This is a genomic window from Johannesbaptistia floridana (assembly GCF_057440575.1).
Genome location: NZ_JALKVM010000227.1, coordinates 1 through 12615, shown reverse-complemented (window position 1 = coordinate 12615; position 12615 = coordinate 1). Strand labels below are relative to the sequence as shown.

Genomic DNA, 12615 nt, shown 5'->3' with positions numbered 1-12615 from the left:
GCGCAAGTATGAGCCCCACAAGGGCGCAAGTATGAGCCCCACAAGGGCGCAAGTATGAGCCCCACAAGGGCGCAAGTATGAGCCCCACAAGGGCGCAAGTATGAGCCCCACAAGGGCGCAAGTATGAGCCCCACAAGGGCGCAAGCCTTGCGCCCCACAAGGGCGCAAGCCTTGCGCCCCACAAGGGCGCAAGCCTTGCGCCCCTACTACTAATTACTGTATGCGATCGCCATAACTTAGCTTAAAGCAATAATACTATATAATTCCGAGAAAAAATTCATTTTTGTGATGGCTATACCAAATCTTAGTTATAAAACCCAGTGATAATCATTGTATGAGTTTGTAGTAGGGCTTTAGCCCTATCAAACTTAGAAACCTTACCAGTAAGCTCTAATCTTTTCTGTATCTTTCGGATGTAGACAGTGGGCTCCCTAAGGAAGAGGTTAAGGGATAAAAAACTTTATTTATTGCTACCTTGATTTTAAGTTTGTATCCCGTCAGCTTTTGGACCTTTAGTCCAACTACGAACCTGGTTTTTTACTTTAACCGCTAATACTGGCGCCCTCATTTATTATGCTACTCCTAATTACTGTAGGCTATCGCCATAACTTAGCTTAAAGCAATAATACTATATAATTCCGAGAAAAAATTCATTTTTGTGATGGCTATACCAAATCTTAGTTATAAAACCCAGTGATAATCATTGTATGAGTTTGTAGTAGGGCTTTAGCCCTATCAAACTTAGAAACCTTACCAGTAAGCTCTAATCTTTTCTGTATCTTTCGGATGTAGACAGTGGGCTCCCTAAGGAAGAGGTTAAGGGATAAAAAACTTTATTTATTGCTACCTTGATTTTAAGTTTGTATCCCGTCAGCTTTTGGACCTTTAGTCCAACTACGAACCTGGTTTTTTACTGGGGTATATAAACCGGATTTAGGATTGATTAATTTTTAAGGGGGCAATTGTTTTTAATTATGTGAATAATTAAGCTTGGATAAAACGAGCAAAGATATCTCTATTAGTCATAGTATTATCTTGAGTAAAATAAGAACTATGAGCACAAGGAAGATTATAAGTCCCCAGAAAACCACGGCGACAACCAACAGGTTCTAATTGCAAAAATTCTTCATCCACTTCAAATTTATCACCTAAAAGGCCGCCCACAATATCCCCTTTAGCATCTAAATTAATCCAGCGATCAACAAAAACGGGACGACGACCATCTTTATTTTCCTTGCGTAATGATCCATAAACAGGTCCAATGGATAAGGCACTGCCTACGGTAAAAAAGTTATTAATACGTCCCGAGAAGGATGATTGTTCTAATTCCCGTAAGCCTTCGTAAGCAACTACTGTTCCCCAACTGTGGGAAATAATATCTATGTATGCGTTCTGCAATAGTAAGGGTTGCACTACTTTAGTAAATCGGTCAATAATATTTTGGCGCATATTCGGATTAATCATGTAAATTAAAAAATCATCAAAAGAAAAGCCTCCACCACGTTCTGTAACTAAGTTTGTACCTTGACGAACTGCTTGACCACCACCCCTTGCTTCGGCAATCATTTGTTTTTTTCGTTCTTCTAAAATCAAGTTAATTTGTTGGCGCAATTGTTCTTCTTCAGGGGTTTTGACTAAAGCACGAGATGTTTGATTAACTAGATCACTCCAAAGCACTTCCCAGCGCGTATCCTCTAATGTTCCATCGCCAAAAATTGAGGAAACATAGGATTTTAAAGAATTCCACCAATCATTAGAATAACCAGGCAAATGAGTACTAATGCCATGAACATAAACTAAATAGCGATCGCGGACTTGACGGGAGGTAATCGCTTTTGTTTCTATTGTTGAAGGGGTTGAAACACTTAGTGTATCTAATAATTTCATGTAAGCTTCAATCAACAGTTTTTGGTTATCGGGAGTTAGATTTGTCATATTTTTAGGGTAGGGGATAGTTGTGGTTATAGGAGGTTTGCTAGTTAAAAAGACGGAATTGCTACGGGATTTCCCTTCATGTTGAGGTTCTTGAAAAAACCTATTTTCTTTGAGGGTTTCTGTAACAATTTTAATGGTTTCTTGAGATCCTAAATTGGGTTTTTTTCGCAAACTTTGACAAAAATAGTAAGTAAATGCGCCGTGGAAATCGCCATCAATATAAGGTGATCAACGCCTAACGGCATCTAAGGTTAAAACACAAATGTTTGTATTGTTAATACTCTAAAATTAGCATGTGATCAACGCCTAACGGCATCTAAGGTTAAAACACCAAGAAGATAACAAAACAATGAGCGGACTAAGTTTGGTGATCAACGCCTAACGGCATCTAAGGTTAAAACACAATAACAGTTTTACCATAGGTGACTAAATTGAAATGTGATCAACGCCTAACGGCATCTAAGGTTAAAACACGAAACTAAAATAGCCACAATAAAATCATTACTGTGTGATCAACGCCTAACGGCATCTAAGGTTAAAACACTGTTGTCAAAACTATTGTTGTTGAAGCCAACGATCAGTGATCAACGCCTAACGGCATCTAAGGTTAAAACACATTTCAAGTAAAAACTAGATTTGTTGCACCACCTGTGATCAACGCCTAACGGCATCTAAGGTTAAAACACATTAGAAAGTCTACCGTTATTACATCTTGGAACATGTGATCAACGCCTAACGGCATCTAAGGTTAAAACACTGGCCTTGCGGTAATTGGCAACCGCTCGATGAGAAACCGTGATCAACGCCTAACGGCATCTAAGGTTAAAACACAGCGACGGCTGAAACCGATAACTAGTGATAGCCTCTACTTAATTTTACAAGCACCTCAGGAAAATAGTTAGTAATTTGATAATTATTAGCAAACTTCATTGAATTTTGTTGCCTGAAAGCATTAACTGATAAGAATTAGAGAGTTTTGCAAGCACCTCAAAGCACTTATAAATCGCTGAAACCCAGAGCTAGTCTGAATTAGAGACAGTTTATCTGTTTAAAACAATTAAACAATCAGAGGTGCTTGCATTTTTACACCAAAAGCAAAAAATAATTAGGGCTTGCTGAATAAATCTAAAACTCTGATTTGGTATAGGTTTGAGCTGGTTTTAAACTGCAAAGTAGAGGCGCTAATACTGGCGCCCTCATTTATTATGCTACTCCTAATTACTGTACGCGATCGCCATAACTTAGCCCAAATAAATAGTACTATTGTACTAAATATCCCTGATGAATAAAAGGGTTTTTGACTCCATATCTCCTTTACCATAATATAAAGTAATCTTTGAAAACTAAATTAATTCTCTGATGGAAGAAAAGATAGAATCACCCTTTGTGGTTGAAGGAGGAGATCCCTCGTCTCCAGTTAACGAAGATATAGATCCTTTGGTTCGTGAAGTTAACTTCGCTATAATTGGCAACGGTGGATTAGAATCTGATAACCTTTCTCAAAGGTATGATGATGATACTAATAAAAATCTCTGGTTAGTCCTTCACGGTTGGAATAGTAATTATGATAACTTTGTACCTTTAGCAGAAACTGTAGCCAAGGCTAAACCAGAAGATATAGTTTTACTCCTAGATTGGGTAGAAGTATCTCACACTGAAGCAGGGGGACAAAGAGGAGGCAACTTTATTGCCGCTAGTTGGATTAGACCTTTAGCAGAAGCAATATATAATAAGTTAGAAGATTGGGGATTTACCTCAGGAGATCGCCTCAACTTGATTGGTCATAGTTTGGGAACTTTACTTAGTAGTGAAATAGCCAAACAATATGAACAGGTTAATAGTATTTTCGCCCTAGATCCCCCTTCTGAAGTAAATAAAATTGTTAACTTAAATAAGTTTTCTAATGGCTATGATTTAGACTTTCGTGAAGATGGTTACAATGATTTAGAAGATACACTAACTCCTTTTCGAGAAGTGGCTGAGTATTCCTTAGGGTTAAATGGGGATCCTAGTGCGGCGGGTAATGAAGATTTTTCTAGTTTTGCCCATGAATCGATTTTAATGAATTTTGGTAAGTTAGTGGATTTTGGTCAAGCCCATGGTATGGTTTTAGAGGTATTTCAAAACTTAATTGATCCAGATCGCGGTAGTATTGCTAATGATATTTTATCTTTGGATCATCAAAACCAAAATTGGCAGCCTGATTCTATTAAAGACAAGCATGAAAGTATTATTTCTGTCGATGAACCAGAGGGGGAACCAGAAAACCCGGGTAATGGATGGCAATCAGAAGAATTACCGGATCCTAACTACTTATTAGCTATTGATGCTGAATCTTCAGTAATTATAGCCTATGGTACTGATCAAAATGATACCATTGACGGGGATCAGTTACTCACTCCTTTTTCTGATGCTGATGACCTCAGTATACAAATAGAAGGAGATCGCGGTAACGATTTACTAATCAACTCACAAGCGACTGAAGAGGAATTTATCAAAGAAAATACCCTAAAAGGGGGAAATGGTGATGATACTTTAATTGGTAATCAACAAAAGGATCAACTATTTGGTAACAAAGGCAATGACCTACTCGAAGGAAAAGAAGGTAATGATTATCTTGATGGTGGTATAGGAGAAGATTCAATTCTAGGGGGAGATGGAGACGATCAATTAATTGGAAAAGATGATTCTGATACCCTCAATGGCGGGGAAGGCGCAGATATTCTCTTAGGAGGATACGGAGATGATTTATATATAGTTGATTCTCTCCAAGATTTCACCCTCAATGAAAAACCCGATGGAGGAGATGATACCATACAATCTTCTGTTAATTGGGCTTTAGGACTAAAAAGCAAAAATATTGAAAATATCATACTTACTAGCGATCGCTTTACCTCTGGTGTTGGTAATCTTCTCAACAACCAAATTACTGGGAGTGATGCTAAAAACCGTCTTAGTGGCGGTAGCGGTAATGACATTTTAGATGGCAAAAGAAGAGAAGATCGCCTCTTGGGTAACGGCGGTGATGATACTTTGATTGGTGGTTTTGCTGATGATTTACTCTCTGGTGGTGCTGGTGAAGATATATTTCAATTTGATAGTATTAGACATGGTATAGATACTATAGTTGATTTTTCTCCCGATGATGATTTAATCTCTATTTCTTCTAGAGGTTTTCTAGGAGGTTTAGATTCTGGATTTTTATCAGAGGAAAATTTTCTTATACTATCCAATGGTGAAAATTTAGACTCTGATTATAGCTTGGGTTTCGTTTATTCTACAGAAGATGGTAGCTTAGGCTATATAGATAGAGAAAATCAAATAGATTTAACTGAGATTGCTATCTTGTCAGAAATTCCTACTTTAGAAGCTGCTAATATTCAAATTATTGCTTAATTAAAGCGATCGCCTATAATACGCGCATCCGATTATAAAATGGTATTTATAAAGAAGCAGGGAATTTAGTTCTTTTCGTTATCAATTAATTGTAACAGAACTGATAAGAGTGGGGCGCAAGCCAAAGGTGGGGCGCAAGCCTTGCGCCCCTACTAAATTGTTATATTGATAAATATTGAAATAATTTGTCAAAAAAAACACCAAAAGAACAAAAGAAAAACAAGTCTTAGTAAAAAGACCTTATCTTAAGCGAGAATGGTGTCAGATTGCAATTCAAAACCCAATTAGAAAAGTGATTGAATCAAATGGAAGAATTCGCCATTGGTGCTATATTCAAGAATTAGGTAAGTATTTGCGAGTAGTAACTTTAGAAGATGGAGAAACCATTCATAATGCTTTTCCAGATCGAAATTTTAAGGTGTAATTATGAAATTTAACTATTATCCTGAAACCGACTCACTGTATATTAATTTATCTGATCAAACGAGTGTTGATTCTCAAGAAATTGCTCCGAATATTGTCATAGATTTTGATGAACATGGTAACTTAGTAGGTATCGATATTGATCAAGCTAGTTTAACGGTTGATCTTACTCGTTTGGAAGCACAATCTTTACCTATTCAATCGGTTAGTTTTATCTAACCTTTAAGGAGAAGAAATAGAGCGATCGCCTAATACGCGCATCCGATTATGAAATGGTATTTATAAAGTCTAGTAGGGTGTGTTAGCGCGGAGCGCGTAACGCACCAAATTATCGAGGATGAAGTCAGAGATGATGGAATGGAAAAATCATCAACAGTATCAGGGGAGATCGCCCCCCTGAACGGTTACGATAATTTTTCAATTCTCTACTCAAACTTCTAGCTCATTTTTCAATAACACTCGATAAACAGCCTCACCTCTAGCTAAGGTCGCTTTTTCTCTTTCTGTCGCTACGGGTAAGGGATTAGATTCTAGCCAAGTGTGAGTATAATTTTGTTGAAAATAGGGATGAGACATAAAGCGATCGCACATTTCTTCTGCTACTGACAAAACATCTGACTGAAGATAGACTATACCCCCAGGATTTAAATGCTTAGATAAACTATCTACTAAATCATCTTGAACGATTTTGCGCTTATAGTGACGTTTTTTAAACCAAGGATCTGGAAACTGAATAGTTACATACTGTAATTTTAACTTGGGAATAGAAGTCAAAATTTTTTCTAGATAATTATTAGCATTACCAAACAAAAAGTAGAGATTATCTAACTCTAACTCTTTTGCTTCTCGATTTGCTTCTATTACTAAAGGTTCTCTAATTTCTATCCCTAAATAATTTACATTGGGATTTATTTGTGCTAAAGAAAGTAAAAACTTTCCCCTTGCAGAACCTAAATCCAAATGTATTGGTTTTTCTAAATCATTATATACTAAATTCCAATTAGGGATATTTATAGGTTTTTGATATTTAATACTCAAAGGGTTAACGTGTTGACGAACTCTGACTCTAGCCATTTAAATAACTTTACACTAACTCCGAAATCAACTAAAATTTACACTAGAAAAGATTTTAAACTAAAATATTCATTATGACTGCTAAGTGCCGCTTCGCGATTATTAGCGATCCCCATGTAGGTGTACCAGAAACAATAGTCAAACACCCGGGCCGTTTCCATCTAATTGAAGTTAGTATACCAGCTTTAGAATCTATTTTTAAACATTTAGAATCTTTGGATATAGATTTTTTACTGATGCCAGGAGATTTAACTCAAGATGGAGAAAAACCCAATCATTACTGGTTAAAGAAACGCTTAAGTTGTCTTCCATTTCCCACTTATGTTATTCCTGGGAATCATGATATTGTTCAACCAGAAGCGGACGAAGCAAAAATAGGATTTTTCGATTTTCCTAAATATTATCAACAATTCGGCTACAGTATACCTGGACAACTCTATTATAGCCAAGAAATTCTCCCAGGATTACAGTTAATTGGTTTAAATTCAACTCAATTTACTCCCGATGGTCAACAATTGGGTTGTTTAGATAAGCAACAACTAATCTGGTTAGATAACACCCTCTCTCAACTCTCTGATAAATTGGTTATGGTGATGATTCATCACAATGTAATTGAACACCTACCGAGACAATCTCACCATGAGTTGGGAAAACGCTATATGTTAGCTAATGCTTCTGATTTGAAGCAAATTTTGCGCAAACATGGGGTTAAACTCATTTTTACAGGTCATCTCCACGTACAAGATATAGCTGAGTCAGAGGGGTTAACAGAAATTACTACTGGGTCTATTGTTAGTTTTCCTCATCCCTATCGCCTTATCGATTTAGACTACTCCTCTAGTTTAGGCATCAAACTATCTATTACCTCCCATCGTATCCAAGGGGTACCAGGTTGGGAAAATCTGCAACAACAATCAAGAGAGTGGATGGCACAAAAATCTGAACGCTTTATGCTGAAATTATTAACAGGAGACCCCCTTAATCTTTCTCTGGAAGAAGCTATGCCAATTACCCCCAAATTACGCTATTTTTGGGCAGATATTGCTAATGGAGATGCTACTTTTGACTTCTCTGATTTACCTACTCCTACCCGCATTTTTTTAGAGAACTTTGGCGCTAGAGATGACCAGGGTTATCCTCGGTTAATCGATAATCATGGTACATTAGTACTGTAGTTGTCTAGTTGGAACTTTGACGGAAAATACCAAAGGCTGAAGTATAACCATGGAGAAAGGTAGTATTACCCACTGGTCCAATTTCCCCATTACAGAAAAAACCACCCACGGGAATATCTCTGAGATAGCGGCGCAATAACTCGGAATCGAAATTAGGCGTTCCATATAACCTCTCACCTCGACCAAGACAAGAAAAAATTAAGGCGCCTACGGGGGAAGAGAGTTTATCTTCTTGCTGGACATATTGAGATAGTAACATTTCTAAATCCTCAGCAGAAGTACGCCCGTCTCTAAGATGAAACTGAATTCTTTGACCAGGACGCAGGCGATCGCCAACAGCGATCGCTCCCGAACGAGGGTCTACACCAATGAGATTACGAATGAGAAAATCTCCCTGAGTTAATTCAGATTTAAATTCATCTCTAGCGATGCCTACGAAGAGAGAATTTTGTGCTAATTGGCGATCTTCTTCACTCAAGGTAGAAATTAAATTTTGTAAAACTTTTAAAGGAGGTGCTGTTTCATCTTCTGCCGTTAAGCTAAGAATAATATTGCGTTCTCCTTCGTTGATTTGATAAATATCGCCGATTGGGCGACAACCTTGGGCTACAATAGTTTCTACGACTATTTTACCACTGAGAGCCAAACCAATGGTCCCCTCATTATAAAGATGAGGACCTGTATGATTATCTGAATAATAAAATAGGGTATTAGGAGTTCCCATAGTCCCAGAACTAGCTAAACCACCTATTTTGATTGCTCCAGGATAGGCAAAGTCTAAACCTGCTAATAAGTCATTAATCTTAGCAGAAAAAGGATCCGAAAGAATAATAAAGTTAGGCTGTTGTTGAGGAGATACACCGATTAAATCAATCCATCTTTGAGGACTACTGTCTAAATCAGGTAAATCTTCTCCTTTGAGGTAAAAAGAATGTATCTCTACCTCCGGTAAATTACACACACTTAGGCTAATTGCTGTATTGTCCTCTATTTCTAAAACTTGTTCTGGGGAATTCATGCCCACAATTCCTCCACCACCACAACCAATAATCAAAGGCATAGGTAACTTCTCCCGTAGTAAGGGAATTACTCGGGGATATTCACTCACATAAGCTGAGGCAATAAATAAAATGCCTAAATCCGGTGTCTGTTGTAAAGATTCTTTGACTTTTTCGGCTATCTCTGTCAAAGCTGCTTCTAGAGATGGAAGCGTTGACAAGACATTAAGCCATTTGAGTTGTTTATCCATAATTTTTTTGAGTTTATGACTTTAAATTATTTTAATTTAATTGCAAGGGATATACTCGATTTTAAAAAAAACAGTTAGTATGTATAAGGAATACTGTTAAGATCAAAGAAAAACATAAATAAAGAGGTATCATGAATAACATTAATGAACAGATTGAATTAGAAAGACAACAGGCTAGAAATGTTTGCAGTACTGAAGGAGATAGTTCTGCTGATTGCGCTGCTGCTTGGGATGCCGTAGAAGAATTACAAGCAGAAGCTTCACATCAAAAAGCACAAAAACCAGCTAAAACTAATTTTGAAAAGTATTGTGATGCTAATCCCGACGCCGATGAATGCCGTCTTTATGACGATTAATGATTAATTTAATCATTAATTTAATCATTAATTAAGGATTCAGCCGAAGTAAGGGCGCTTATACTCGCGCCCATGCTTGTATTTCTATCCTTTGGTTAATTTTTCAGGAAATCCTTTAACCACGAATAAATCATCATAGCGCACCACTTCTCCTGTTACTTGTACTGGTTGTGCAACCAAATCCAAAATACGGGAGTTTAGAGAATTTCCTTGTTCATCAACTAGTAGAAAATAAAACACATCTCCTGCTTGATTACGAACTCTCAAAGTAGGAGGTATCCCTCCACTAATACAGCGAACAGCACATTTTAAATGAGTTTTGCCCATTCCTGGATTCATAACGCCTAAATAACATTTGGGGTCAACTATTTCTCCTGTTAAAGTATAACTTCCTAAAGATTCTCCCGGTGATAGGGAATTTTCGGGAAAAGATGGTTCAATCACTTCAGGAGGAGTTCTAGTACTCACAGCTAACAGAGTTGTGCCATCTCTAAAAACTGGAATTGCTCTTAATTTTACCCATTTACCAGTTAATTTCAACACATCAGGACTCACTGAACTTTTGCGTGTACTTGCTAAGATATAGCGTGAATAACCTTTTTCACTGTTTGTGTCATCGGGAGAGAGTACCACTAAATGAGGAATAGGTTTATCTAGTAGTAAGCCTTCAAATTCATCAAAACCAGTATATATACCAGCAGAATACTGATTGTGCAATAGAGTTAAAACTACTGCTAACATAGTCATAAGTACAACAAGGCTAGGAATTAAAACCAGTAAAAACTTACGAATCTTCAGTGGTATTGATTTACTGTAACCTAGATAAAATTCATCTAACATAAAAGTACCTCTAATTTAATTGTTAATAAGAGCTGGTTTAACTGGTGTGCCTGGAGGATTCGGTATCGCTTTAACTAAGATATTATCTCCTTGGATTATCACATCAAAAGTGGGAATTTTCTCTGTAAAAGGTGGTGGAGAGGCGCCAGAATCAGGAAGATATTGGTAGCCATGCCATGGACAAGTTATACAGCCATCAATGATTTTCCCTTCTCCTAATGGACCATTTTGATGTTGACATACATTAGAAACGGCAGATATTTTTTGCTCATATTTGAAAATAGCAACTCTTTCTCCACCAATACACACAATTTTTGCTCTATTTTCAGGAATTTCTGCAATTTTTCCTACATCAACAAAACCCTCTTGATTCGGAGTTAATGTTTTTGAATCTAGACGATATTCTTTAATCCCTGAGATTAAATGGATGCTAAGAATCCAAATTAATCCCATACCTACAATAATCGTGAGTAAAATATGGCGATTAGTTTGCAAGGCACCTAACACTACATGAGTAACTAATAGTGCATAGGCAAGATAAACAAGCATGTGCAATCCCTTCCACACCGGAGCAGTTAAATTTGATAACCAAAAGTCATGACTAGTAGCAGCCATTAAAAATAAGATACATAACCCGAAAAAACCTAGTATTTCAAAGGGAAAAAAGAAAAAAGAAAAAAAGTGAGTATTACTTACAAATAAACTGACATAGGGATCGAGATTACCTAAATCATGGTACCAATCTATGGCTAAATTGGCATGATATAGAGAAACAAGAAACATGGTAACTCCCGCATGTCTTCTGTTATAAAGCAAAGGCAAAAATTGAGGATTAAGACGACTTAGAGGACCAATTGATAGGATAATATGGAGTATGATAAAAGCCGCAGAACCAAAAGCTCTAATTTCTAATTCTTGAGGTCTAATTTCAGGATTTATCCATCGTGGTACTGTTTGGAACAGATAGATATATATAGCGATGGAGACTAGTAAGATAAAATCATAGATGATTTTTTGACGATTCCAAAGTACAGGTTTATAATGAGCACCCATAAGATTATTATTCCTTGACTGGTTTTCTTGGAAGATTGAATGAAATAGAAATCACTTATTTTTTTGAATAACTGAAAATTTTAGCTAAAATTTGCTCATTATCAGCTATTGGCATAGTTGAGTCTTCAGGAGAAGAGTCTATTATATTTGAATTTAACAATGGTGGTATTGTGGAGTTGTTAATTGGGGGATATTTGGGAGGGAAAATAACTCCAACTAAAAAAATTATAGGCAAGATAAATATTAAAGCTGTAAAGCTAAACAGATGAGTTTTTCTTTTGTTAAGAATCATGATTATACCTCGATAAGTTATGGAAATTGTTATGAATAGTGACGTTTAGCCAGCAAACGATGAGAGTTATTTTCAGTGGGCTTAGTTTTGCCTCGAATTAAACGAACCAAAAACATAGGCCAAAAAACACACATTCCTGGTAAAATTAACAGGCGGAAAATAATTCCTTCAATCAGGTTAATAAATCCTAATTGCCAACCAGCACTATCATCTACTTTTTGTAGGGCAAATATTAACAAAAAAAGAGAAAATATCAACCCAGCAATAAAATAAGTCTGAACAATTCTGAATAAAAATTCAACAAGTGAAATTAGTAATGGATTCATGATTTTTTTCTATTAGTTTGAAAAGTTATTCACTTTTATGATACATGATGAGAAGAGGAAAGCTTTCGGTAGAAGGGGAGCTCCGGGAGCTCCGGGAGCTCCGGGAGAGGGGGAGAAGGGAGAGGGGGAGAAGGGAGAGGGGGAGAAGGGAGAGGGGGAGCAGGGAGAGAAAGGCTTTCTGTGCTTTAGTAGAGATAAAAGATAAATACATTTTGGCAACCGGATTGAGTATAAAACCTACAACCTAAAACCTAAAACTTATATCTTGCACCAGAACTTATGTACTAAATTAACCTCAGAAAAAGTTCATTTCTCTTTAGCCCATATCTTGCTCAGTCAACCAATTTTTAAGCGTTGAGCATCAATTCTTTAACTCATTACTTCAAAACTTCAAAACTTCAAGACTTCAAAACTTCCTCAGTCATTACTTCTTATTTCAAGACTTCAAGACTTCTTACTTCAAAACTCATTACTCATTACTCATTACTCATAATTC

11 protein-coding genes, 1 pseudogene and 1 CRISPR repeat array are annotated in these 12615 nt (G+C 36.7%); of the genes and pseudogenes, 6 read left to right on the top strand and 6 right to left on the bottom strand.

The features are described 5' to 3' along the window. Nucleotides 1-984: 984 nt before the first annotated feature. On the bottom strand, nucleotides 985-2106 hold the full coding sequence (locus tag MW688_RS14710; protein WP_486736766.1) for a hypothetical protein: 1122 nt from the start codon (nucleotides 2104-2106) through the stop codon (nucleotides 985-987). A 53-nt stretch (nucleotides 2107-2159) separates the two neighbouring features. Continuing rightward, nucleotides 2160-2766: a CRISPR direct-repeat array (repeat unit 36 nt; unit sequence GTGATCAACGCCTAACGGCATCTAAGGTTAAAACAC). Between the two features lie 528 nt (nucleotides 2767-3294). Between MW688_RS14710 and MW688_RS14705 the strand changes: the two genes are divergently transcribed. From MW688_RS14705 to MW688_RS14695, 3 genes and pseudogenes are all read left to right on the top strand, one after another. After that, nucleotides 3295-5331, top strand: a complete 2037-nt coding sequence (locus MW688_RS14705) for an alpha/beta hydrolase family protein (protein ID WP_486736765.1) — start codon at nucleotides 3295-3297, stop codon at nucleotides 5329-5331. Nucleotides 5332-5530: 199 nt separating this feature from the next. Then, nucleotides 5531-5755: pseudogene (locus tag MW688_RS14700) on the top strand (hypothetical protein); the annotation flags it as partial. Nucleotides 5756-5757: 2 nt separating this feature from the next. Then, nucleotides 5758-5973: a DUF2283 domain-containing protein gene (locus MW688_RS14695; RefSeq protein ID WP_486736764.1), complete on the top strand. Its 216-nt coding sequence runs from the start codon at nucleotides 5758-5760 to the stop codon at nucleotides 5971-5973. A gap of 210 nt (nucleotides 5974-6183) precedes the next feature. Here MW688_RS14695 and trmB read toward each other — a convergent pair whose 3' ends face one another. Then, the gene (gene trmB / locus MW688_RS14690; protein ID WP_486736763.1) at nucleotides 6184-6828 is read right to left on the bottom strand and encodes a tRNA (guanosine(46)-N7)-methyltransferase TrmB; all 645 of its coding nucleotides are present in this window, start codon (nucleotides 6826-6828) and stop codon (nucleotides 6184-6186) included. Between the two features lie 74 nt (nucleotides 6829-6902). On the opposite strand from trmB, the gene MW688_RS14685 reads away from it, so the two are divergent. Next, nucleotides 6903-8003, top strand: a complete 1101-nt coding sequence (locus MW688_RS14685; RefSeq protein ID WP_486736762.1) for a metallophosphoesterase family protein — start codon at nucleotides 6903-6905, stop codon at nucleotides 8001-8003. A 4-nt stretch (nucleotides 8004-8007) separates the two neighbouring features. Here the strand turns inward: MW688_RS14685 and MW688_RS14680 are convergent, their stop codons facing one another. Beyond that, on the bottom strand, nucleotides 8008-9252 hold the full coding sequence (locus MW688_RS14680; protein WP_486736761.1) for an FIST signal transduction protein: 1245 nt from the start codon (nucleotides 9250-9252) through the stop codon (nucleotides 8008-8010). A 131-nt stretch (nucleotides 9253-9383) separates the two neighbouring features. Here MW688_RS14680 and MW688_RS14675 point away from each other — a divergent pair, with 131 nt between their 5' ends. Beyond that, the gene (locus MW688_RS14675) at nucleotides 9384-9608 is read left to right on the top strand and encodes a CP12 domain-containing protein (protein WP_486736760.1); all 225 of its coding nucleotides are present in this window, start codon (nucleotides 9384-9386) and stop codon (nucleotides 9606-9608) included. A gap of 84 nt (nucleotides 9609-9692) precedes the next feature. On the opposite strand, the gene MW688_RS14670 is transcribed toward MW688_RS14675, so the two are convergent. From MW688_RS14670 to MW688_RS14660, 3 genes are all read right to left on the bottom strand, one after another. After that, nucleotides 9693-10448: a hypothetical protein gene (locus MW688_RS14670; protein WP_486736759.1), complete on the bottom strand. Its 756-nt coding sequence runs from the start codon at nucleotides 10446-10448 to the stop codon at nucleotides 9693-9695. A gap of 15 nt (nucleotides 10449-10463) precedes the next feature. After that, nucleotides 10464-11501, bottom strand: coding sequence for a Rieske 2Fe-2S domain-containing protein (locus MW688_RS14665; RefSeq protein ID WP_486736758.1), 1038 nt, complete (start codon nucleotides 11499-11501; stop codon nucleotides 10464-10466). A gap of 321 nt (nucleotides 11502-11822) precedes the next feature. Next, nucleotides 11823-12119, bottom strand: coding sequence for a hypothetical protein (locus MW688_RS14660; protein ID WP_486736757.1), 297 nt, complete (start codon nucleotides 12117-12119; stop codon nucleotides 11823-11825). Nucleotides 12120-12163: 44 nt separating this feature from the next. Between MW688_RS14660 and MW688_RS14655 the strand changes: the two genes are divergently transcribed. Then, nucleotides 12164-12367: a hypothetical protein gene (locus MW688_RS14655; RefSeq protein WP_486736756.1), complete on the top strand. Its 204-nt coding sequence runs from the start codon at nucleotides 12164-12166 to the stop codon at nucleotides 12365-12367. Nucleotides 12368-12615 lie beyond the last annotated feature (248 nt).

What these genes read in the sequence shown, in the direction of transcription:
- MW688_RS14705 (WP_486736765.1), top strand. Translation starts at nt 3,295, where the DNA reads ATGGAAGAAAAGATAGAATCACCCTTTGTGGTTGAAGGAGGAGATCCC.
- MW688_RS14695 (WP_486736764.1), top strand. Translation starts at nt 5,758, where the DNA reads ATGAAATTTAACTATTATCCTGAAACCGACTCACTGTATATTAATTTA.
- trmB (WP_486736763.1), bottom strand. Translation starts at nt 6,828, where the DNA reads ATGGCTAGAGTCAGAGTTCGTCAACACGTTAACCCTTTGAGTATTAAA.
- MW688_RS14685 (WP_486736762.1), top strand. Translation starts at nt 6,903, where the DNA reads ATGACTGCTAAGTGCCGCTTCGCGATTATTAGCGATCCCCATGTAGGT.
- MW688_RS14680 (WP_486736761.1), bottom strand. Translation starts at nt 9,252, where the DNA reads ATGGATAAACAACTCAAATGGCTTAATGTCTTGTCAACGCTTCCATCT.
- MW688_RS14675 (WP_486736760.1), top strand. Translation starts at nt 9,384, where the DNA reads ATGAATAACATTAATGAACAGATTGAATTAGAAAGACAACAGGCTAGA.
- MW688_RS14670 (WP_486736759.1), bottom strand. Translation starts at nt 10,448, where the DNA reads ATGTTAGATGAATTTTATCTAGGTTACAGTAAATCAATACCACTGAAG.
- MW688_RS14665 (WP_486736758.1), bottom strand. Translation starts at nt 11,501, where the DNA reads ATGGGTGCTCATTATAAACCTGTACTTTGGAATCGTCAAAAAATCATC.
- MW688_RS14660 (WP_486736757.1), bottom strand. Translation starts at nt 12,119, where the DNA reads ATGAATCCATTACTAATTTCACTTGTTGAATTTTTATTCAGAATTGTT.
- MW688_RS14655 (WP_486736756.1), top strand. Translation starts at nt 12,164, where the DNA reads ATGATGAGAAGAGGAAAGCTTTCGGTAGAAGGGGAGCTCCGGGAGCTC.